Origin of the sequence: Massilia sp. PWRC2 (genome assembly GCF_049896725.1) — a bacterium.
Lineage (GTDB): Bacteria > Pseudomonadota > Gammaproteobacteria > Burkholderiales > Burkholderiaceae_D > JAFCUW01.
In genome coordinates, this window is the sequence record NZ_JAFCUW010000003.1 from 75,490 (window position 1) to 96,501 (window position 21,012).

At 62.6% G+C, this 21,012-nt stretch carries 23 protein-coding genes; 19 read left to right on the top strand and 4 right to left on the bottom strand.

The window, feature by feature from the left end; genetic code table 11:
• Window positions 1–15 precede the first annotated feature (15 nt).
• The 4 genes from rplM (at window position 16) to erpA (ending at window position 2,612) form a co-directional block, all read left to right on the top strand.
• Window positions 16–444 carry a 50S ribosomal protein L13 gene (gene rplM / locus ACP7BZ_RS07995; RefSeq protein WP_099788240.1) on the top strand — a complete coding sequence of 143 codons (429 nt, stop codon included), beginning with the start codon at window positions 16–18 and terminating at the stop codon, window positions 442–444.
• Window positions 445–453: 9 nt separating this feature from the next.
• The gene (gene rpsI / locus ACP7BZ_RS08000) at window positions 454–846 is read left to right on the top strand and encodes a 30S ribosomal protein S9 (RefSeq protein WP_426111838.1); all 393 of its coding nucleotides are present in this window, start codon (window positions 454–456) and stop codon (window positions 844–846) included.
• A gap of 155 nt (window positions 847–1,001) precedes the next feature.
• Window positions 1,002–2,039, top strand: a complete 1,038-nt coding sequence (gene argC / locus ACP7BZ_RS08005) for an N-acetyl-gamma-glutamyl-phosphate reductase (RefSeq protein WP_426111840.1) — start codon at window positions 1,002–1,004, stop codon at window positions 2,037–2,039.
• A gap of 198 nt (window positions 2,040–2,237) precedes the next feature.
• Entirely contained in the window at window positions 2,238–2,612 is a 375-nt protein-coding gene (gene erpA / locus ACP7BZ_RS08010; RefSeq protein ID WP_426111842.1) for an iron-sulfur cluster insertion protein ErpA, read from the top strand.
• 94 nt (window positions 2,613–2,706) lie between these two features.
• Here the strand turns inward: erpA and ACP7BZ_RS08015 are convergent, their stop codons facing one another.
• Both ACP7BZ_RS08015 and ACP7BZ_RS08020 read right to left on the bottom strand, forming a co-directional pair.
• The gene (locus tag ACP7BZ_RS08015) at window positions 2,707–3,861 is read right to left on the bottom strand and encodes an anhydro-N-acetylmuramic acid kinase (RefSeq protein WP_426111844.1); all 1,155 of its coding nucleotides are present in this window, start codon (window positions 3,859–3,861) and stop codon (window positions 2,707–2,709) included.
• A 90-nt stretch (window positions 3,862–3,951) separates the two neighbouring features.
• On the bottom strand, window positions 3,952–5,325 hold the full coding sequence (locus ACP7BZ_RS08020; protein ID WP_426111846.1) for a peptidoglycan DD-metalloendopeptidase family protein: 1,374 nt from the start codon (window positions 5,323–5,325) through the stop codon (window positions 3,952–3,954).
• 159 nt (window positions 5,326–5,484) lie between these two features.
• Here ACP7BZ_RS08020 and tyrS point away from each other — a divergent pair, with 159 nt between their 5' ends.
• The 11 genes from tyrS (at window position 5,485) to ruvB (ending at window position 14,211) form a co-directional block, all read left to right on the top strand.
• Window positions 5,485–6,750 carry a tyrosine--tRNA ligase gene (gene tyrS / locus ACP7BZ_RS08025; RefSeq protein ID WP_426111847.1) on the top strand — a complete coding sequence of 422 codons (1,266 nt, stop codon included), beginning with the start codon at window positions 5,485–5,487 and terminating at the stop codon, window positions 6,748–6,750.
• The gene (dtd, locus tag ACP7BZ_RS08030; protein WP_426111849.1) at window positions 6,747–7,211 is read left to right on the top strand and encodes a D-aminoacyl-tRNA deacylase; all 465 of its coding nucleotides are present in this window, start codon (window positions 6,747–6,749) and stop codon (window positions 7,209–7,211) included. The genes tyrS and dtd overlap by 4 nt, the downstream gene beginning before the upstream one ends.
• A gap of 10 nt (window positions 7,212–7,221) precedes the next feature.
• Entirely contained in the window at window positions 7,222–7,359 is a 138-nt protein-coding gene (locus tag ACP7BZ_RS08035) for a hypothetical protein (protein WP_426111851.1), read from the top strand.
• Window positions 7,360–7,451: 92 nt separating this feature from the next.
• Window positions 7,452–8,129 (top strand): YbhB/YbcL family Raf kinase inhibitor-like protein, encoded by a 678-nt coding sequence (locus ACP7BZ_RS08040; protein ID WP_426111853.1) that lies wholly within the window; start codon window positions 7,452–7,454, stop codon window positions 8,127–8,129.
• A gap of 45 nt (window positions 8,130–8,174) precedes the next feature.
• Window positions 8,175–8,834, top strand: a complete 660-nt coding sequence (locus ACP7BZ_RS08045; RefSeq protein WP_426111855.1) for a histidine phosphatase family protein — start codon at window positions 8,175–8,177, stop codon at window positions 8,832–8,834.
• Window positions 8,835–8,909: 75 nt separating this feature from the next.
• The gene (gene dusB / locus ACP7BZ_RS08050; protein ID WP_426111857.1) at window positions 8,910–9,935 is read left to right on the top strand and encodes a tRNA dihydrouridine synthase DusB; all 1,026 of its coding nucleotides are present in this window, start codon (window positions 8,910–8,912) and stop codon (window positions 9,933–9,935) included.
• Window positions 9,936–10,036: 101 nt separating this feature from the next.
• Window positions 10,037–10,270 carry a helix-turn-helix domain-containing protein gene (locus ACP7BZ_RS08055; protein WP_426111859.1) on the top strand — a complete coding sequence of 78 codons (234 nt, stop codon included), beginning with the start codon at window positions 10,037–10,039 and terminating at the stop codon, window positions 10,268–10,270.
• A gap of 87 nt (window positions 10,271–10,357) precedes the next feature.
• On the top strand, window positions 10,358–11,926 hold the full coding sequence (purH, locus tag ACP7BZ_RS08060; RefSeq protein WP_426111861.1) for a bifunctional phosphoribosylaminoimidazolecarboxamide formyltransferase/IMP cyclohydrolase: 1,569 nt from the start codon (window positions 10,358–10,360) through the stop codon (window positions 11,924–11,926).
• Between the two features lie 47 nt (window positions 11,927–11,973).
• Window positions 11,974–12,510, top strand: coding sequence for a crossover junction endodeoxyribonuclease RuvC (gene ruvC / locus ACP7BZ_RS08065; RefSeq protein WP_426111863.1), 537 nt, complete (start codon window positions 11,974–11,976; stop codon window positions 12,508–12,510).
• Window positions 12,511–12,534: 24 nt separating this feature from the next.
• Window positions 12,535–13,113, top strand: coding sequence for a Holliday junction branch migration protein RuvA (ruvA, locus tag ACP7BZ_RS08070; RefSeq protein ID WP_426111865.1), 579 nt, complete (start codon window positions 12,535–12,537; stop codon window positions 13,111–13,113).
• A 33-nt stretch (window positions 13,114–13,146) separates the two neighbouring features.
• A complete protein-coding gene (gene ruvB, locus ACP7BZ_RS08075) occupies window positions 13,147–14,211 on the top strand; it encodes a Holliday junction branch migration DNA helicase RuvB (protein WP_426111867.1) in 1,065 nt (354 codons plus the stop codon).
• Between the two features lie 20 nt (window positions 14,212–14,231).
• Here ruvB and ACP7BZ_RS08080 read toward each other — a convergent pair whose 3' ends face one another.
• Entirely contained in the window at window positions 14,232–14,636 is a 405-nt protein-coding gene (locus ACP7BZ_RS08080) for a hypothetical protein (RefSeq protein WP_426111869.1), read from the bottom strand.
• Between the two features lie 159 nt (window positions 14,637–14,795).
• Between ACP7BZ_RS08080 and ACP7BZ_RS08085 the strand changes: the two genes are divergently transcribed.
• Window positions 14,796–15,245 carry a YaiI/YqxD family protein gene (locus ACP7BZ_RS08085; protein ID WP_426111871.1) on the top strand — a complete coding sequence of 150 codons (450 nt, stop codon included), beginning with the start codon at window positions 14,796–14,798 and terminating at the stop codon, window positions 15,243–15,245.
• Window positions 15,246–15,331: 86 nt separating this feature from the next.
• Here the strand turns inward: ACP7BZ_RS08085 and ACP7BZ_RS08090 are convergent, their stop codons facing one another.
• The gene (locus ACP7BZ_RS08090) at window positions 15,332–18,136 is read right to left on the bottom strand and encodes a valine--tRNA ligase (protein ID WP_426111873.1); all 2,805 of its coding nucleotides are present in this window, start codon (window positions 18,134–18,136) and stop codon (window positions 15,332–15,334) included.
• Window positions 18,137–18,436: 300 nt separating this feature from the next.
• On the opposite strand from ACP7BZ_RS08090, the gene ACP7BZ_RS08095 reads away from it, so the two are divergent.
• From ACP7BZ_RS08095 to ACP7BZ_RS08105, 3 genes are all read left to right on the top strand, one after another.
• On the top strand, window positions 18,437–19,069 hold the full coding sequence (locus ACP7BZ_RS08095) for an ANTAR domain-containing response regulator (protein ID WP_426111875.1): 633 nt from the start codon (window positions 18,437–18,439) through the stop codon (window positions 19,067–19,069).
• A 306-nt stretch (window positions 19,070–19,375) separates the two neighbouring features.
• Complete coding sequence (locus ACP7BZ_RS08100) at window positions 19,376–19,780, top strand: response regulator (protein ID WP_426111877.1); 405 nt, start codon at window positions 19,376–19,378, stop codon at window positions 19,778–19,780.
• A gap of 90 nt (window positions 19,781–19,870) precedes the next feature.
• Window positions 19,871–20,977 (top strand): S-(hydroxymethyl)glutathione dehydrogenase/class III alcohol dehydrogenase, encoded by a 1,107-nt coding sequence (locus tag ACP7BZ_RS08105; protein ID WP_426111880.1) that lies wholly within the window; start codon window positions 19,871–19,873, stop codon window positions 20,975–20,977.
• Window positions 20,978–21,012 lie beyond the last annotated feature (35 nt).

Genomic DNA, 21,012 nt, shown 5'->3' on the forward strand with positions numbered 1-21,012 from the left:
AATTAGGAAGTCATCATGAAAACTTTTTCCGCTAAAGGACATGAAGTCCAGCGCGACTGGTTGGTGATTGACGCGACGGACTTGATCCTCGGACGTGTTGCCAGCGAAGTGGCACTCCGACTGCGCGGCAAACACAAGCCAGAATTTACTCCCCACGTCGACACCGGCGACTTTATCGTCGTCATCAACGCAGGCAAACTGCGCGTCACGGGTACCAAAGCCACCGAGAAGACGTACTACCGTCACTCTGGCTACCCAGGCGGCATCTACGAAACCAATTTCCTGAAAATGCAACAGCGTTTTCCGGGTCGCGCGCTGGAAAAAGCGGTCAAGGGCATGCTGCCTAAGGGCCCGCTTGGCTACGCGATGATCAAGAAGCTCAAAGTGTACGCGGAAGGTTCCCATCCGCACGCTGCGCAGCAACCTAAAGCACTCGTTCTCTAAGGAGCTGACATGATCGGTAACTACAATTACGGCACCGGCCGTCGCAAGAGTGCAGTCGCTCGCGTCTTCATCAAAGTTGGCACTGGCCAAATTATCGTCAACGGCAAGCCAGCGTCTGACTACTTTTCGCGCGAAACCGGCCTGATGGTCATTCGCCAGCCGCTGGAACTGACCGGCAACGTCGAGCGTTTTGACATCAAAGTCAACGTGCACGGCGGCGGCGAGTCGGGCCAGGCAGGTGCAGTGCGCCACGGTATCACCCGCGCCCTGATCGACTACGATGCATCGTTGAAGCCAGACCTGGCCAAAGCCGGTTTCGTGACCCGCGATGCGCGTGAAGTTGAGCGTAAAAAAGTTGGTCTGCGCAAAGCACGTCGCGCAAAGCAATTCTCGAAGCGTTAATGCGCTTCCTGCGGCGCCTTCGGGCGTCGTGCGAAAAAACCGCCGCGCGCCAGCCCGGCGGTTTTTTTACGTGCGGCAGGCGGCGCGTCATTCCTGCGCTGCTGGTAAAATCGCGCTTCACTGCAAGCGCTCATTTTTAATTCAAAGGAACAGACATGATCAAAGTTGGCATCGTTGGCGGCACCGGATACACGGGCGTGGAATTGCTGCGACTGCTGTCGGCCCACCCCGGCGCAGAGCTGACCGCGATCACCTCGCGCAAGGAAGACGGTGTGCCGGTGGCCGACATGTTCCCGTCGCTGCGCGGCCACGTTGATCTGGCCTTTTGCGCCCCCGACAAGGTCGACCTGGCGGCCTGCGACGTGGTGTTCTTCGCCACCCCGCACGGCGTTGCCATGGCGCAGGCGCCGGCACTGCTGGCAGCCGGCGTCAAGGTGATCGACCTGGCGGCCGACTTCCGCCTGAAAGACCAGGCGCTCTTTGAACAGTGGTACAAGATTCCCCACACGGCGCCAGAGCTGATCGAGCAGGCGGTCTACGGTTTGCCGGAGCTAAACCGGGAAGCGATCGCCGCCGCCAGCCTGATCGCCAATCCCGGTTGCTATCCGACCACCATGCAAATCGGTTTTTACCCGCTGCTCAAGGCCGGCATCGTCGATGCGGCCCACCTGATCGCCGACGCCAAGTCGGGCGTCTCGGGCGCCGGCCGCAAAGCCGAGATCGGCACCCTGTTTTCCGAGGCGAGCGACAATTTCAAGGCGTATGGCGTGTCCGGCCACCGCCACACGCCGGAAACGGTGGCGCAGCTGCAGCGTTTTACGGAGCAGAAGGTGGGCCTGACGTTTACGCCGCACCTGGTGCCGATGATTCGCGGCATGCACGCCACCCTGTATGCGCGCCTGACGTCGGACATCAGCAACGAGGCGCTGCAAGCCTTGTTCGAAGAGCAATACAAGGATGACCAGTTCGTCGATGTGATGCCGTTCGGCGCGCACCCGGAAACCCGCTCGACGCGCGGCGCCAACATGCTGCGCCTGGCGTTGCACCGCCCGTCCGGTGGCGATACCGTGGTTATCCTGGTGGTCCAGGATAACCTGGTCAAGGGCGCTGCCGGCCAGGCGGTGCAGTGCATGAACCTGATGTTTGGCTTGCCTGAAGGGCAGGGCTTGCAGCAGATTGCGCTGTTGCCCTAAGGAGAGGGCGTGGCACGATGCCAGTAGTGCTTGCATTAGCGGAAAACGCCCGCATAGTAATGGCCACTGCTGCAGATGCAAGATGGCGCCGCAGTCACTGGTGTGGTACAACATCAGCCCGACCAGCGCAAGCGTCTGCAGCGTGAGTTCCCCCAACAGTCTATAATGGCTGCAACCGTTTCCAGCCAGGAGTCCCCCATGAATGCCGTAGAACTGACCATGCCAGCCGCCGCCGATGCCATGCCGTCGCCGATCGTGTTTACCGACAGCGCCGCCCAGAAGGTGGCCCAGCTGATCGAAGAAGAAGGCAATCCCGACCTGAAATTGCGCGTGTTCGTGCAGGGTGGCGGTTGCTCCGGCTTCCAGTACGGCTTCACGTTTGACGAAATCGTCAATGAAGACGACACCACCATGGTCAAAAACGGCGTCCAGCTGCTGATTGATTCGATGAGCTACCAGTACCTGGTGGGCGCCGAGATCGACTACAAGGACGACCTCGAAGGTGCCCAGTTCGTCATCAAGAACCCGACCGCCACGTCCACCTGTGGCTGCGGCTCGTCGTTCTCGGTCTGAGGCAGCTGCAGTAACAGCCGCTGTAGTAACAGCCGCTGTAGTAACAGCCGCTGTAGTAACAGCCGCTGTACTAACAGCCGCGGTACTAGCAGCACTACGCGGGATAAAGCGCGCCTAATATTCGGCTGCCGCTCGCTCCCGTCACAGCGGGCAGATTGCCCGCTTTTCTTTGGTCGAAGCGATATGCCAGCCAGGCGAAAGCGAGGGCCTCGACCTGCTGTGGCGCCACGCCCAGGGCCGCCGTCGAGGCGACCACGGTCGCCTGGCCCACTGCCGCCTGCAGTGCCGCCTGCAACGCTGCCATCAGCGCACCATTGCTGGCGCCGCCGCCGCACACATACACCGCCTCGATCGGCCCCGGACACGCTTGCGCGATCGCGCCAGCGATGCTGGTCGCTGTCAGTTGCGTCAGGGTCGCCTGCACATCGGCGGCCGCCAGCGGTTGCGGGGCGCTGGCGCCAGCAACCATGCCAGTCACCGCGCCAGTAACCGCGCCAGCAAGCACGCCATCGAGCCAGTCGAGGTGAAACAGGTCGCGCCCGGTGCTTTTGGGCGGTGCCAGCGAAAAATACGGTTCAGCCAGCAGCGCAGCGAGCAGTGGCTGGTCAACATTGCCGCTGGCGGCCCAGGCGCCGTCGGCATCGTAGGGATGACCGTGGTGGCGGCCGATCCAGCCATCCATCAGCACATTGCCGGGCCCCGTATCAAAACCGCTCACGGCACCATCGGCGTGCAGTACGCTGATGTTGGCAACGCCGCCGATATTGACCAGCACCCGGTTGATGCCCGGTTTGCCAAACACGGCCGCGTGATAGGCCGGTACCAGCGGCGCGCCGTGGCCGCCGGCGGCCACGTCGCGGCTGCGGAAGTCGCAGATGACGTCGATACCGGCCAGCTCGGCCAGGCGGGCGCCATTGATGCTTTGCCAGGTAAAACCCAGCTCGGGACGGTGGCGCAGGGTCTGGCCATGGGCGCCGATCGCGCGTACGTCGCTGGCGCCCACGCCGAGGGCGGCGACGCAGTCGGCGTACAGCGCCGCCACGCCATTGGCGGCAATCGCCTCGCGCTCGAGTTCATTCGATCCGGCCGCCTGCAGTGCCATCAACTCGGCGCGCAGGGCGGGATCGAACGGCAGGCTGGCGGTGGCCAGGGTGGTGATGGCGCCGTCGGCGGCGAAGCGGGCCAGCACGGCGTCGACGCCATCGAGGCTGGTGCCGGACATCATGCCGATAAAAAGAGGGCTGTTCATAGATAGGTCAGTGCTTTTCCAATTCTTTAGACGTAAAAAAGGCGGCCCGTAGCGGCGCCGCCTTTTGTCGAGCAGGCTGCGGCCAAGCGCTTAGCGCGCTGCCATGGCCTGACCGGCACCGCTGCCGGGACGCAGTAGGGCGAAGCGGTGCGTCATGTCGGCCGCGGCCACCTTGAAGCGCGCCAGTTCGGCCGACGACAGTGGCGCCTGGGCGATCACGTTGAGGCTGTTGGGATCGCGCGCTTCGTTGTTGACACGGAATTCGTAATGGAGGTGGGCGCCGGTCGACCAGCCGGTCGAGCCGACGTAGCCGATGATGTCGCCCTGGCTGACCTTGGCGCCCTTGCGCAGGTTCGACGAGAAGCGGCTCATGTGGGCGTAGGCGGTGCTGTAATTGGCCCAGTGCTTGATCACCACCATGTTGCCGTAGCCACCAGAGACGCCCTGGAAGTCGATCACGCCATCGCCCGAGGCGCGGATTGGGGTGCCCAGCGCGGCGGCGAAATCGACGCCCTTGTGCGCTTTCCAGTTACCGGAAATCGGGTGCACGCGCATCGAAAAGCCCGACGAAATCCGCGAAAATTCCAGTGGTGACTTGAGAAAGCCCCGTTTCAAGGCCTTGCCATCGAAGGTGTAGTAACCGCCGCCGGCCTTGCTGGCTGGATCCTCGAACCACACCGACTGGTATGTCACGCCACGGTTGACGAATTCGCCAGCGAGGATGCGGCCCGACTTGACCATTTCGCCATCTTGCCAAAACGTTTCGTAGACCACGTTGAAATGGTCGCCGCGCTTGAGGTCGGAGCGGAAGTCGATGCTGGTCGAGAACATCTCGATGATTTGGGCGACGATGGCGTCGGGCAGCTTGCCGCCGTCGGTGGACGCATCGGTGGCGGAATAGAGAGAATTGGTGATGGTGCGGGCGCGCATTTCCACGCGGCGTTCAAGCTTGGGGGCCGCTTCCTGGGCCACCAGCTTGTTATTCTTGCGGCTGATCGAGATGGTCTTGACCGGCATGTCCTGGTTATCGACCACGGTGGCGTGCAGCCATTCAAGGCGGCCATCGTCGTCGGTCTGAGCTTGCACGCGTTTGCCGGTTTTCAGCTGCATGACGCCCTTGGCGATGCGGTCGGTCTTGATAAAGGTGGCCGCTTCCTGGTCATCGACGCCGAGGCGGTTGAGCAGGGAGGCGAGCGAGTCGCCCGGACGCACTTTTTCTTCGTGGATGAATTGCTGTGGCTCTTGCTGCAGCGCGCTGATCTGATCGGCCAGGTTCGGCAGGGCCAGATCTTGCGCGATCGACTTCACCGGCAGGTCGGACGCATCCGGCAGCGGCGCGATGGCCGCAGCGCCGAATGCGCACACTGCAAGAAAGACGGCACCAGCGCCGATGATGCGCGCCTTTCGCGATAGTACTGGCAGGCCGGTCAAGCGCGTGCGTCGGGTTTTTTGGGTAGGGTTCATGCAATCAGTTAAAATTTGCCGCTTGAACTTCCAATTGAAGACTATGTATTTTTGTTGTAATTGCGTTTAGTTTTCATCGGGCAACGTTAATAGGATCGTGGATTATATCAAACTCCCGCCGCAACTCTGCCTTTTTTAATTTCAGTTGATAAAGTTATCATGACCACGACCACCCCTTCCAAGCAGAGTTTTGCTGCAGCTGCACATGCCCCTTTGCCCTTGACGGACCGCGTGCGCGAAGCGCTGGCGATCACCAAACGCGGCGTCGACGAACTGCTGATCGAAGCCGAATTTGCCCAGAAACTGGCGCGCTCCGAGCAAAGCGGCCAGCCGCTGCGGATCAAGCTGGGCCTCGACCCCACCGCGCCCGACCTGCACCTGGGCCACACGGTGGTGCTCAATAAAATGCGCCAGCTGCAAGACCTGGGCCACCAGGTGATCTTTTTGATCGGCGACTTTACCTCGATGATCGGCGATCCGTCGGGCCGCAACGTCACGCGTCCACCGCTGACGCGCGAACAGATCGAGCAAAACGCCACCACCTACTTTAAGCAGGCGGCCATGGTGCTCGACGCCGCCCGCACGGAAATTCGCTACAACTCCGAATGGTCCGATCCGCTGGGCGCCCGCGGCATGATCGAATTGTCGTCACGCTACACGGTGGCACGCATGATGGAACGCGACGATTTTACCAAGCGCTTCAAGAGTGGGACCCCGATCAGCGTGCACGAGTTCCTTTACCCTTTGATGCAGGGCTACGATTCGGTCGCCTTGAAAGCCGACCTTGAGCTGGGTGGAACCGACCAAAAATTCAATTTGCTCGTTGGCAGGGAACTGCAGAAGGATTACGGCCAGGAGCAACAGTGCATTTTGACCATGCCGTTGCTGGAAGGTCTGGACGGCGTCGACAAGATGTCCAAGTCAAAAAACAACTACATCGGCATCACCGAGCCGGCCAACACCATGTTCGCCAAGCTGATGAGTATTTCCGACGTCATGATGTGGCGCTATTTTGAATTGCTGTCGTTCCGCTCGATTGCCGAGCTGGCAGCGCTGAAGGCCGCCGTCGATGGCGGCGGCAATCCGCGCGACGCCAAGGTCGCGCTGGCGCAGGAAATCGTCACCCGCTTTCACTCGGCGCCGGCGGCCGACAGCGCGCTGGCCGATTTCGTCAACCGTTCGAAGGGCGGCATTCCCGATGACGTGCCTGAACTGGCGCTCGCTGGCGCCCCGCTGGGCGTGCCGCAACTGTGCAAGCTGGCCAATCTGTGCGCCTCCACCTCGGAAGCGATGCGCCTGATCGACCAGGGTGGCGTGCGCATCGATGGCGCCGTGGTGGCCGACAAGGGCTTGAAACTCGACACCGGCGTCTACGTGTTGCAAGTGGGCAAGCGCAAGTTTGCGCGCGTCACCTTGCGGCCATGATCGCGCTGTTGCAACGGGTGCGCCACGCCCACGTGGTGGTCGACGGCGTCACCATCGGCGCCATCGAAGCGGGTTTGCTGGTGTTGCTGTGCGCCGAAAAAGGCGATACCGACAAGCAGGCCGACGCCCTGTTGAATAAACTGCTGGCGTACCGCGTGTTTGCCGATGGCGCCGGCAAGATGAACCTGAGCTTGACAGACAGCGGCGGCGGCCTGCTGCTGGTGCCGCAGTTCACGCTGGCGGCCGACACCAACTCCGGCACGCGGCCGTCGTTCACCCCGGCCGCGCCGCCGCTCGAGGCGGCGCGCCTGTTCGATCACGTGGTGGCGCAGGCGCGCGCACGCCACCGGCCGGTGGCGACCGGCCGCTTCGGCGCCGACATGCAGGTGACGCTGACCAATGACGGGCCGGTGACGTTGTGGCTGCAGGTGGCACCGCCGCGCCCGTCCGGCAGTGACTGACGCAGAGGACATGGACGAGATTGAGCGCGCCTTGTGGTGCGAGGCCTGGCGTCTGCTGCTGCAGCACGGTGACGACTGCTGGTCGTTCATCGAGTCGAACCTGCAACGGTGCGTCCTGCAGGGCGACAACGCCGCCAGCACCCGCTGACACTTCCCGACATCGCCCCCCGCCGGCGATTTCGCCGGCCGGTGTGAACCTCCGTCGATGTGCGCTGTCCAATTGGGGAGGTGGAGGCAGACATGCGACTGTGGAGCGACTCATTTAGCGAAGGCGGGCTGTTGCCGGCACGCTGCGCGTTTTCCTGCATCGATGGGGCGCAAAAAACGCGGTTGGCAGAAAATCGCAACCCCCATCTGGCCTGGGACGACGTGCCGGCGGCGGCCCATTCGCTGGCGCTGTTCTGCCGCGATGTCGACGCCCTCGCCAGCGCCTTCGCGCCCAAGCCGCGTGGCGGGCCGGCAGCGCGCGCGCATGCGCAGGCGGCCAGCGTGCCGCGCGTCGATTTTTATCACTGGACCCTGGTCGACATTCCCGTCGCACTGCACGCGCTCACTGAGGGGCAGTTTTCCGAACTGGTCACCCCGCACGGCAAGCCGGGTCCGCTGCTACCGTTTGTCATCAAGAACGGCACCGAACACCAGTTGCGCCAGGGCTTGAACGACTACACGCAGTCGCTGGCGGCCGATCCCAACATGGTCGGTGCCTACTTTGGTTATGATGGCCCCTGTCCGCCGCGCGACGACCAGCGCCCCCACGCTTACGTGTTCAACCTGTACGCGCTCGATGTGGCCCGCTTCCCCCTCGAAGGGCCATTTTCCGGCGCCCAGGCGCGCCACGCACTGCGCGGCCACATCCTCGATGAGGCGCAAATGTACTGTTTTTATTCGCTCAATCCGCAGGTTGTCGCTGCGCTGTAACGCTGCACTGCAGTGCTGGATTGTTGTGCCTGTATCATGGCGGCCATGCCCTTGCCCATCCTACCAACCCAACTGACCCTGATCCGCCACGGCGAAACCGCCTGGAATGCTGAACGGCGCCTGCAAGGCCATCTCGACATCGCCCTCAATGCGCACGGCCTGGCGCAGGCGCAGGCGCTGGGGCGTGCGCTCGCCGCCACCGCCTTCGATGCCGTCATCGCCAGCGACCTGCAGCGTGCCTGGCAGACGGCGGCCGCCATCGCTGCCGGCCGCCAGTTGACGGTGCAGCAGGATCCAGCCCTGCGCGAACGGGGTTATGGCAGTTTCGAGGGCTTGCTGTACGCCGATATCGAGGCGGCCTACCCGGCCGAGTTTGCCGCCTGGCAGGCGCGCGACATCGATGCCGTCATGCCTGCCGGCAGCCGCGTGGCCGAGAGTTTTCGGCAGTTTTATACGCGCGCGCTGGCGGCCATCGTCGCCTGGGCGGCGCGCTATGCGGGCGGCCGCATCGCCATCGTCGCCCACGGTGGCGTGCTCGAATGCGCCTACCGCGCCGCCCGTGGCCTGGCGCCGGACACCCCGCGCGATTTTTCTGTGCTCAACTGCAGCATCAATACCTTCAGCGTCGACGCCGGCGTGCTGACCCTGCACAGCTGGGGGCAGGTCGCGCACCTGGCGCCGGCCACCCTCGATGAACTACCGTAACAAATTAGTGCTGATTAAATGAGCAGCTTGTAGGGTAAAATCGCAGGTTCCCTTGATCACTTATTGGCGAGCCCAGTGCAAATCGGCCCTTATCTGCTGCGTAATAATGTGTTCGTCGCGCCGATGGCCGGCGTCACCGACCGGCCGTTCCGGCAACTGTGCAAGCAGCTCGGCGCCGGCTACGCCGTCTCCGAGATGGCGGCATCGAACCGGCGCCTGTGGGCCAGCGAAAAGAGTGCGCGGCGCACCGACCATGCGGGAGAGATGGCGCCGAAAGCGGTGCAAATCGCCGGCGCCGATCCGCAGGAGCTGGCCGATTGCGCCCGCTTTAACGTCGAGCGCGGTGCCCAGATCATCGACATCAACATGGGCTGTCCCGTCAAAAAAGTGTGCAACAACTGGTGCGGCTCAGCCCTGCTGCAGCACGAAGACCTGGTCGAGCGCATTCTCGACACCGTGGTGGCCGCCGTCGACGTCCCCGTCACCCTCAAATTTCGCACCGGCTGGAACCGCGAAAACAAGAACGCCTTGAGGATTGCCCGCCTGGCCGAACAGGCCGGCATCGCCATGCTGACCCTGCACGGCCGCACGCGTGCCGACGGCTATAGCGGCGAAGCCGAGTACGACACCATTGCCGCCGTCAAGGCGGCGGTGTCGATTCCGGTGGTGGCCAATGGCGATATCACCACGCCCGCCAAGGCCCGCATGGTGCTTGATGCAACGGCCGCCGATGCCGTCATGATCGGCCGCGCGGCCCAGGGCCGGCCATGGATTTGCCGCGAAATCGACCACTATTTGCGCACCGGCACCTACCTGCCGGCGCCGCTGGTGGACGAAGTGCGCGGCTTGATGCACGAACACCTCGAAGCCCATTACGCCTTTTATGGCGAATTTCTGGGCGTGCGCACGGCGCGCAAGCACATCGGCTGGTATGTGCGCGAACTCGACGGTGGCGAAGCATTTCGACAGCGCATGAACCTGCTTGAATCGACGGCTGCGCAGTTGCACGCCGTCGACCGGTTTTTCAAAATGCAGGCAGAGCAGGGCGAGCGGTTACAATACCGGCCCGTCATTGCCGCCGGCGACGCCCTGGCGGCGTAGCACGGACAGCACGACAGGCGCATGACGACAGGCCACGGCACTGCGGAGACAGCCAGGCGCCTGCGACGACAACAAGAACATCAGCCGGACGAAGTCATTACATGAGCAAAGAAAGTATCCAGGAAGTAGTCCAGAAAAGTCTTGAAGAGTATTTCAATGACCTGGGCGAACAGCAGCCGTCAAATATCTACGATATGGTGGTGATGACGGTCGAAAAACCCATCCTCGAGGTGGTGATGCTGCGCGCCGAAGGCAACCAGTCGCACGCCGCGCAGATGCTGGGCATCAACCGCAATACCTTGCGCAAAAAATTGCAGGAACACGGGCTGCTGTAAACCGTCTTGCCGAACGCCGGCGTGCGCGCCGGTGAACCACGACTGCCGCTGCGCCAACCAGAATTTATTTCCCGACCGGACCATCCCATGATCAAACAAGCGCTTATTTCCGTTTCCGACAAAACCGGTGTTCTCGACTTCGCCCGCGCCCTGGCGGCGAAAGGGGTGGCCATCCTGTCCACTGGTGGCACTGCCAAGCTGCTGGCCGATAACGGCGTGGCTGTCACCGAAGTGGCCGATTACACCGGCTTTCCTGAAATGCTAGATGGCCGCGTCAAGACCCTGCACCCGAAGGTGCACGGCGGCATCCTGGCACGCCGCGATTTCCCCGATCACGTCGCCAAGCTGGCCGAGCACGCCATTCCCACCATCGACATGGTGGTGGTCAATCTGTACCCGTTCCAGCAGACCGTGGCGAAAGAGACCTGCTCGCTGGAAGATGCGATTGAAAACATCGATATCGGCGGCCCCACCATGCTGCGTTCGGCCGCCAAGAACCACCGCGACGTGGTGGTGGTGTGCGACCCGCTCGACTACGCCACCGTGCTGGCTGAAATGGACAGCGGCATTGGCTACGACACCCGCTTCATGCTGGCCAAAAAAGTGTTTGCCCACACCGCCCAGTACGATGGTGCGATCACCAACTATCTGACCAGCCTGGGCGCCGACCGTGCCCATGCCACCCGCGCCGCCTTTCCGCAGACCCTTAACATGACGGTGGAAAAGGTGCAGGACATGCGCTACGGCGAAAACCCGCACCAGGCGGCCGCCTTTTACCGCGACCTGGCGCCGGCCGCCGGCGCGCTGGCCAGCTACACCCAGCTGCAGGGCAAAGAGCTGTCATACAACAATATCGCCGATGCCGATGCTGCTTGGGAATGCGTGAAAACCCTGGGCGGCTTCGAGCACAGCGCCGGTTGCGTCATCGTCAAGCACGCCAATCCGTGCGGCGTGGCGATCGGCGTCGATGCCTTCGATGCCTATGGCCGCGCGCTGCAAACCGACCCGACGTCGGCATTCGGCGGCATTATCGCCTTTAACGTCGAAGTCGATGCCAACACCGCCCGCGAAATTGCCAAGTTATTTGTCGAAGTGCTCATCGCGCCGGCGTTTACGGCCGAAGCCTTGCAGGTGATGGCCGCCAAGCAAAATGTGCGCGTGCTGAAAATCGCGCTGGGCAATGGCCACAATCCCTACGACGTCAAGCGCGTCGGTGGCGGCCTGTTGGTGCAAACCCCGGACGCCAAAAATATCGGCCTGGGCGAATTGCGCGTGGTGAGCAAGCTGCAGCCTACCCAGCAGCAGTTGCAGGACCTGATGTTCGCCTGGCGCGTGGCCAAGTTCGTCAAATCGAACGCCATCGTGTTCTGTGCCGGCGGCATGACGCTGGGCGTGGGCGCCGGCCAGATGAGCCGCATCGATTCGGCCCGCATCGCCGCCATCAAGGCGCACAACGCCGGCCTGTCGCTGGCCGGTTCGGCGGTCGCCTCGGATGCCTTTTTCCCGTTCCGCGACGGCCTCGATGTGGTTGTCGACGCCGGCGCTACCAGCGTGATTCATCCAGGTGGTTCGATGCGTGACCAGGAAGTGATCGATGCGGCCGACGAGCGCGGCATCGTCATGCTGTACACGGGTACCCGCCACTTCCGCCATTAAGAACAAAATCTTCGCCACGGCGCAGACCTGCGGTATACCATGCGCTCATGATTATTCTTGGTATCGACCCCGGCCTGCGCACCACCGGCTTCGGGGTGATTGAAAAGCAGGGCAACAAGCTGCGCTACATCGCCTCGGGCACCATCAAGACCGGCAGCGAGACGGCGCTGCCGCCCCGCTTAAAACTGATCCTCGCCGGCATCAGCGAGGTGGTGCGCACCTACCGGCCCGATTGCGCGGCGATTGAAAAAGTGTTCGTCAACGTCAATCCGCAATCGACTCTGCTGCTGGGCCAGGCGCGCGGGGCAGCGATCACCGCGCTGGTCGGTGCCGAACTCGACGTCGCCGAATATACCGCCCTGCAAGTAAAGCAGGCGGTGGTCGGCACCGGGCGTGCCGCCAAGGAACAGGTGCAGGACATGGTGGCGCGCCTGCTGGTGCTGCCCGGCTTGCCGGGCACGGACGCTGCCGACGCCCTCGGCGTGGCGATCTGCCATGCCCACAGCCACGATGCGCTGGCGCTGCTGGGCGCGCTGGCGCCCGCGCTGGGCACGCTGCGCATGAAAAACGGCCGGCTGGTGTAAACCTCTCTCTCATAAAGGCTGCCGATGATCGGTCGACTCTCAGGAATTTTGCTGGAAAAAAATCCGCCGCAACTGCTGGTGGAATGTGCCGGCGTCGGCTATGAAGTCGACGTTTCCATGAGCACGTATTACAACCTGCCGGGCCTGGGCGAAAAAGTGGTGCTATTTACCCACCAGGCGATCCGCGAAGATGCCCATCTGCTGTTTGGCTTCGGCAATGCCGAGGAACGCGCCGTGTTTCGCCTGTTGATCAAGATTACCGGGGTGGGTGCACGCACCGCCTTGTCGATCCTGTCGGGCATGACGATTGCCGATCTGGCGCAGGCGGTGACGTTGCAAGAGTCGGGCCGCCTGATCAAGGTGCCCGGCATTGGCAAGAAAACGGCCGAGCGCCTGCTGCTCGAACTGAAGGGCAAGCTCGGTGCCGACCTCGGCGCCGGTGGCGCCGTCGCCGTGCCGGACGCAAAATCGGATATCCTCAATGCCTTGATGGCGCTCGGTTATTCCGACAAGGAAGCGCTGATGGCGATCAAGAGCATGCCGGCCGCCAGCAGCGTCTCCGACGGCATCAAATATGCCCTCAAAGCGCTTTCACGAGGCTAAGCGGGCGGTGTTATTGCCTACCAAAGGATTGCATTGAGTATCCAGACCGACGATTTCAGCGAGCAACGCATCATTGCCGCCGCGCCCGCCTCGCCCAACGAAGAGGCGATCGAACGGGCCTTGCGGCCGAAGCACCTGGACGAGTACGTCGGCCAGGAAAAAATCCGCGACCAGCTGGAGATTTTTATTACCGCTGCGCGCCGCCGTGGCGAAGCGCTCGACCACACCTTGCTGTTCGGCCCGCCGGGGCTGGGCAAGACTACGCTGGCCCACATCATTGCCCGCGAGATGGGCGTCAATTTGCGCCAGACGTCCGGTCCGGTACTCGAGCGGCCCGGCGACCTGGCTGCCATTCTGACCAATCTGGAAGCGAACGACGTCCTCTTCATCGACGAAATTCACCGTCTCTCGCCGGTGGTCGAAGAGATCCTCTACCCGGCGCTGGAAGACTACCAGATCGATATCATGATCGGCGAAGGGCCGGCCGCCCGTTCCGTCAAGCTCGACTTGCAGCCGTTCACCCTGGTCGGCGCCACCACCCGCGCCGGCATGCTGACCAACCCGTTGCGCGACCGCTTCGGCATCGTCGCCCGCCTCGAGTTTTATACCACGCCCGAGCTGACCCGCATCGTCACCCGCAGCGCCGACCTGCTCGGCGCGCCCATCGTCGAAGATGGCGCCCGCGAGATCGCCCTGCGCGCACGCGGCACGCCGCGCATCGCCAACCGCCTGCTGCGGCGCGTGCGCGATTACGCCGAAGTCAAGGGCAATGGCGAGATCACCCGGCTGACGGCCGATGCCGCCCTCAAAATGCTCGATGTCGACAGCGTCGGTTTCGACGTCATGGACCGCAAGTTGCTCGAAGCGGTGCTGTTCAAGTTTGGCGGCGGGCCGGTCGGCATCGGCAACCTCGCCGCCGCCATTGGCGAAGAGAGCGACACCATCGAAGACGTGCTCGAACCGTTCCTGATCCAGCAGGGCTATCTGCAGCGCACGCCGCGCGGGCGCATCGCCACGCCGCTGGCGTACCGCCACTTCGGCGTGGCCGCGCCACGCACCAGTCCGACCGGTGATCTATGGGACAACGTCCCTGAGTGACGCTGGGACGTGGCGCCCGTTCAGGGCAGCACGCTGGAGGCGTCGCGCGGGCGCAGGCGGCGCGTGTGCGAGGGCCGGCCGGGAAACACGAAGGCAATGAACATCATCACCGCGCTGCAAAACAGCGGCGCCACCAGCCACACCGACTCCGGCAGGTTATCCTGCAGCAGGATGGCGATGGAACCGAATACGGGCACCGCCAGTAATACGCCGGCAAGAATGCGCGCGCGCAGGGACCGCTTGAAATGGTTTCCGGATACACCCACCATCAAAAAACCGGAGGCCGCCAGGCCGATGGCGATGCAGGCGCTGACGGCGCCGTCGACATTGATCGCCCGCGTGGGTGACTCCGGCAACAGAAAGAACGGTGCGCCCATGATGATGGCAACGCCAATCAGAAACGAAATACATCGAAGGAAAATCATGCAAAGCTCCAGACTGCACGTGCAATCTTGCTGATCATGCTACATATAGGAAATAAATGGTTTTTTTCAACAATAGCACAGCTGGCCTTTATGTTCTGAAAAGCAATGTCTGCTGTGGCGAAATCCAACACATTGCCTGGGTGGCAGAGGCAGGCGCGCATGCAATTACTGGTTGATGGGGATGCCTGTCCCGGCGTCTGCAAGGAGATCCTGTACCGCGTCGCTGACAAGCGGCAACTGCAGCTGACCCTGGTGGCCAATACTCTGTTGCGGGTGCCGCCGTCGCGTTTTATTCGCGCCGTGCAGGTGCCGGCCGGGCTCGATGCCGCCGATGCCGAAATTGTCCGGATGGTGGCGCCCGGCGACCTGGTGATCACGGCCGATATTCCGCTGGCCAGCCTGGTGCTCGACAAGGGCGGCGTCGCCCTCCATCCGCGCGGCGATTTTTTTACGGCAGATAATATCGCGCAACAATTGACGATGCGCGCCTTCATGGAAGAACTCAGAAGTGGTGGCGTCGACACGGGCGGGCCGGCGCCGTATGGCAATGCGGACCGGCAGAACTTTGCCAATCAGCTCGACCGGCATCTGGCGCGTCACCTGAAGTAGGGGGGATGCGGTTCGCTGAAGGAAAAATGGGACAGGCACCGCAGGGTGCCTGTCCCATTCGTCAACATGGGCGCAGGGCGCTTCGCTCAGGCACTGGCCAGTTTGTCAAACTGCTCGCGCAGCTTGGCGATGGTGGCCGAGAAATTGACCAGTCGCTCGTTTTCCTGCGCCACCACGGCAGCCGGGGCGCGGGCGACGAAACTGTCGTTGCCCAGCTTGCCGTTGACCTTGGCGATTTCGCCATCGATGCGGGTAATTTCCTTGGCCAGCCGTTCGCGCTCGGCCTTGACGTCGATTTCCACCTTGAGCATCAGCTTGGTCGTGCCGACAATCGCCACCGCTGCCGGCGACTCTGGCAAGGCGTCGACGATCTGCACTTCCGACAGTTTGCCGAGCGCCTGCACGTACGGCGCAAAGGCGGGCAGGGCCGCATGTGCTTCGCCGCCCGGTTCGATGATCAGCGGCACCCGCAGCGACGGCGAAATCTGCATTTCGCCGCGCAGGTTGCGGGTGGCGTCGACCAGCGACTTCAATTGCACCATCCAGGCTTCGGCGCCTGCATCGATATTGGCCGGATTGGCCACCGGATACGGCTGGCGCATGATCGAATCGCCTTCGGCAGCGAGCGTCTTGCCGGCCAGCGGCGCCACGCTTTGCCACAGCGCTTCGGTGACAAACGGGATGATGGGATGGGCCAGGCGCAGCACCACTTCGAGCACCCGCAGCAGCGTGTGACGGGTGGCTTTTTGCTGCTCGGGGGTGCCGTGTTGTACTTGCACCTTGGCCAGTTCCAGGTACCAGTCGCAATACTCGTCCCAGACGAATTTGTAGATGGTCGAGGCGATATTGTCGAAGCGGTAGTCCTCAAAACCTTTTGCCACATCCTGCTCGGCGCGCTGCAGCAGCGAGATGATCCAGCGGTCGGCCTGCGACAGGTGCTCGGGGGCGGCGCTGCAATCGTGCCCTTCGGTATTCATCAGCACGAAGCGGGTGGCGTTCCACAGCTTGTTGCAAAAGTTGCGATAGCCCTCGGCGCGGCCGAGGTCGAAATTGATCGAGCGGCCCAGCGAGGCATAACTGGCCATGGTAAAGCGCACGGCATCGGTGCCGTAGGCGGCGATCCCGCTGGGGAACTCTTTACGGGTGGCCTTGTCAATCTTGGCCGCATCTTTCGGATTCATCAGTCCGCTGGTGCGCTTGGCCACCAGGGTTTCCAGGTCGATGCCATCGATGAGGTCGATGGGGTCGAGCGTGTTGCCCTTCGACTTGGACATTTTCTGGCCCTGGGCATCGCGCACCAGGCCGTGCACGTACACGGTGTCGAACGGCACCTTGCCGGTAAAGTGGGTGGTCATCATGACCATCCGCGCGACCCAGAAGAAAATGATGTCAAAGCCTGTCACCAGCACGGAGGAGGGCAGGAACAGTGTTGCATCGAGCGTTTGTTCGGGCCAGCCCATGGTGGAAAACGGCACCAGCGCCGACGAGAACCAGGTGTCGAGGACGTCGTCATCACGGCGCAGCACGCCGGTGATGCCGGCCGCCGCCGCTTTTTGCTGGGCTTCGGCATCGTCGCGGGCGACGATGATGTTGCCGGCCTCGTCGTACCAGGCAGGGATGCGGTGCCCCCACCATAGCTGGCGTGAGACGCACCAGTCCTGGATATTGCCCAGCCACTGGTTGTAGGTGGTACTCCAGTTTTCCGGCACGAATTTAATTTCGCCATTGGCGACTTTTTCCAGCGCCACTTCGGCAATCGACTGGCCGGGAAAGCGCGTGCCTTCGGGCGCCGGTTTGCTCATGGCGACGAACCACTGGTCGGTCAGCATCGGCTCGATGACGACACCGGTGCGGTCGCCCCGTGGTACTTGCAGCTTGTGCGGCTTGACCGCTTCGAGCAGGCCAATCGCATCGAGGTCGGCGACGATCTGCTTGCGTGCGGCGAAGCGGTCCAGGCCCTGGTAGACGGCGGGGGCGTTCTCGTTGATCTTGGCGTCGAGCGTGAGCACGCTGATCAACGGCAGGCCGTTGCGCTGGCCGACGGCGTAATCGTTGAAATCGTGGGCCGGGGTGATTTTCACGCAGCCGGTGCCGAAGGCCTTGTCGGCGTACTCGTCGGCGATCAGGGGAATTTCGCGGCCGGTCAGCGGCAGTTGCAGCATCTTGCCGACGTGGGCGGCATAGCGCTCGTCAGTGGGGTCGACGGCGACGGCGACGTCACCGAGCAGCGTTTCCGGCCGCGTGGTGGCGACCGTCAGGTGGCCGCTGCCATCGGCGAACGGGTAGCGGATGTACCACATGCTGCCGTCTTCTTCTTCCTGCGCCACTTCCAGATCGGACACCGCCGTGCCCAGCACGGGATCCCAGTTGACCAGCCGCTTGCCGCGGTAAATCAAGCCCTGTTCGAACAGGCGCACGAACACCTCGGTGACGGTCTTCGAACGCGGCTCGTCCATCGTGAAATATTCACGGTCCCAGTCGGGCGAGGTCCCCAGCCGGCGCATCTGGCCAGTGATGATGTTGCCGGATTTTTCTTTCCACTCCCACACTTTTTGCACGAACTGTTCACGTCCGAGGTCGTGGCGCGAGATTTTTTGTGCATCGAGCTGGCGTTCGACGACGATCTGGGTGGCGATGCCGGCGTGGTCGGTGCCTGGCACCCACGCCGTGTTGTAGCCGCGCATGCGGTAGTAGCGCGCCAAGCCATCCATGATGGTCTGGTTGAAAGCGTGCCCCATGTGCAAGGTGCCGGTGACGTTGGGCGGCGGCAGCTGGATGCTGAACGAGGGCTTGTCGGCGTCCATGGTGGCGGCAAAATAGCCGCGCTGTTCCCAGGTGGTGCGCCAGAATTGTTCAATGTCGGCGGGCTCGAAAGACTTGGCTAATTCCATGGTGTGGGCAGAGGTGAGAGTGAGTGAAGCGACCAGTAGATCGGGATAGCACCATTATAGATGACGCACGCTGGCGGCCGTATCTACGGCAGTTGCCGCCGGCCAGCAGGGCGCCTGCAACGGCGGCGCTGGCGGGCCGTGGGCGGCGCCGTCAACAGCGTTTTTGGAGGTCTGTAAGACCCACACTTAATCACAAATACATAGTGATTATCGATCATAATTTGGTGGTTTAAATGTTACCTATAGTCACAAACTGGTCGTATAATTATTCGCAATTGTACAACCATCCAGCGTTCACTTATGACCCCTGCCGCTCCTGTCAAACGCCTGATCCTGCTGGTTGACGACGACCCCTTGTTGCTCGAATTTCTTGCTGAAGTGCTGGCGCACGCGGGCTATGACACCGTCAGCGCGCCGTCGGCGGCCGGGGCCATCCGGCAGATCGCCGTGCGCGAACCGGATCTGGCGCTGCTCGACATCACCATGCCCGGCATGTCCGGCCTCGAACTGGCGCGCCACCTGCATGAAAACACGTCGGTCGGTTTCATGTTTCTGTCAGCCAGCGCCGATGCCGAATCAGCGCGCCTGGCGGCCCAGTATGGCGCGGTCGGGTTTTTGTTAAAGCCGATCGACGCTGCGCGCCTGTTGCCCGCCTTTGAAGCGGCGCTGGCGCGCGCCGATGAGATCCGCCAGCTGCGCCGCACCGAAGTGAACCTCAATGCGGCGCTGGCGGCTGGCCGTGAGACCAGCGTGGCGGTAGGCCTGCTGATGAGCCGCTTCCAGTCCGACCGCAACACCGCTTTCGAGGTGCTGCGCGACCACGCGCGTTCGAGCCGGCGCAAGATCAACGAGGTAGCTGACCAGTTGCTGAGCGCCGAAGAAATGCTCAACGCCCTGCACGCCGGTTTCGTCAGCCGCAACAAGGGCAAATAAGCGCCTCCTGCTGCCCTAAGTTCTCTCGCTCCCGCGCTCGCCCGGCAGATCTCGCGCCGCCGTCTGCGGGATCGGTGCGCGCGTGGCTAGTGCTTAGTGAAGTGTAGATTCACGGCAACTTTCCAGCTATCATCAATTCTCCGCAGCGCCTTCCACGCTGGCATCAGCGAACCTTGCTGCACGGCGGCGCGTCAGCGGCGTCGTCGCGCTGCGCTGACGTCGTTGTGCGGCTTACTGCGCCGAAGCTGTGTCAGTGTGCCCAATATTGCCGTGTGCGCGGCATCCCTGTTTCGTCGGAGTTTAGTCATGCCACTCACCAACACCGATCTGCGCTACATCCTTTACGTTGAAGACGATTTACATGTGCGCACCACGGCCAAGCTGGTGCTCGAAGTGATCGGCAATTTTACGGTGCGCGAGTGCAGCTCGGGCCGCCAGGCGGTGCTGGCGGCCGCCAATTTTCAGCCGGATCTGATCTTGCTCGACGTTATGATGCCGGAACTCGATGGTCTGGCCACCCTGAAAGCGCTGCGCCAGCTGCCCCATCTGGCCGACACCCCAGCCGTGTTCATGACCGGCCTGACCATGCCGGAAGACCTCGCCCGCTACGTCGGCGTCGGCGCCATCGGCGTGATTGCCAAGCCGCTGGTGCCGCTGCGCCTGGCCAGCCAGGTCAGCCAGATGTGGGAGCAGCGTTTGCTGCCGGCCTGACCGATCGGCCTGGGCCGATTTCACGGCTGTTCGGCAGGTTTTCCAGTGTCGCGGTTATCATGCTGCTTATTATCCCGATACAGGAGCATCATGAAAACCAAAGCCGCAGTCGCCTGGAAGGCCGGCGCCCCGCTGACGATCGAAGAAGTCGACCTGGAAGGCCCGAAGGCCGGTGAAGTACTGGTCGAAATCAAGGCCACCGGCATTTGCCATACCGATTATTACACCCTGTCCGGCGCGGATCCGGAAGGTATTTTTCCGGCCATCCTCGGCCATGAGGGCGCAGGCGTGGTGGTCGACGTCGGTCCCGGCGTGACCAGCCTGCGCCGCGACGATCACGTCATTCCCCTGTACACCCCCGAATGCCGCCAGTGCAAATACTGCCTGTCGCAAAAAACCAATCTGTGCCAGGCGATCCGCTCGACCCAGGGCCGCGGCTTGATGCCCGACGCCACCAGCCGCTTTTCGCTCGATGGCAAGCCACTGTTTCACTACATGGGCACGTCGACCTTTTCGAATTACATCGTGGTGCCGGAAATCGCCCTGGCCAAGGTGCGCGCCGATGCGCCGTTCGACAAGATCTGCTACATCGGCTGCGGCGTCACCACCGGTGTGGGCGCGGTGCTGTTTACCGCCAAGGTTGAGGCGGGCGCCAATGTGGTGGTGTTCGGCCTGGGCGGCATTGGCTTGAACGTGATCCAGGCGGCCAAGATGGTGGGCGCGAATAAAATCATCGGCGTCGACCTGAACCCGGCGCGCGAAGCGATGGCGCGCAAGTTCGGCATGACTGATTTCATCAATCCTTCCACCGCTGGCAATGTCGTCGATGCCATCATCGGCCTCACCGATGGCGGCGCCGATTACAGTTTCGAGTGCATCGGCAACACCACCACCATGCGCCAGTCGCTCGAGTGCTGCCACAAGGGCTGGGGCCAGTCGATCATCATCGGCGTTGCGGAAGGGGGCGCGGAAATTTCCACGCGGCCGTTCCAGCTGGTCACCGGGCGCGTCTGGAAAGGCTCCGCTTTCGGCGGCGCGCGCGGGCGCACCGATGTGCCGAAGATCGTCGACTGGTACATGGACGGCAAGCTCAATATCGACGACTTGATTACCCACCGTCTGCCCCTCGAGCGCATCAATGAAGGTTTTGACTTGATGAAGGCGGGCGAGTCGATCCGCTCGGTCGTCATTTTTTAAATTGTCTTTTACGGGAGCGGCACGCGCCGCTCCCG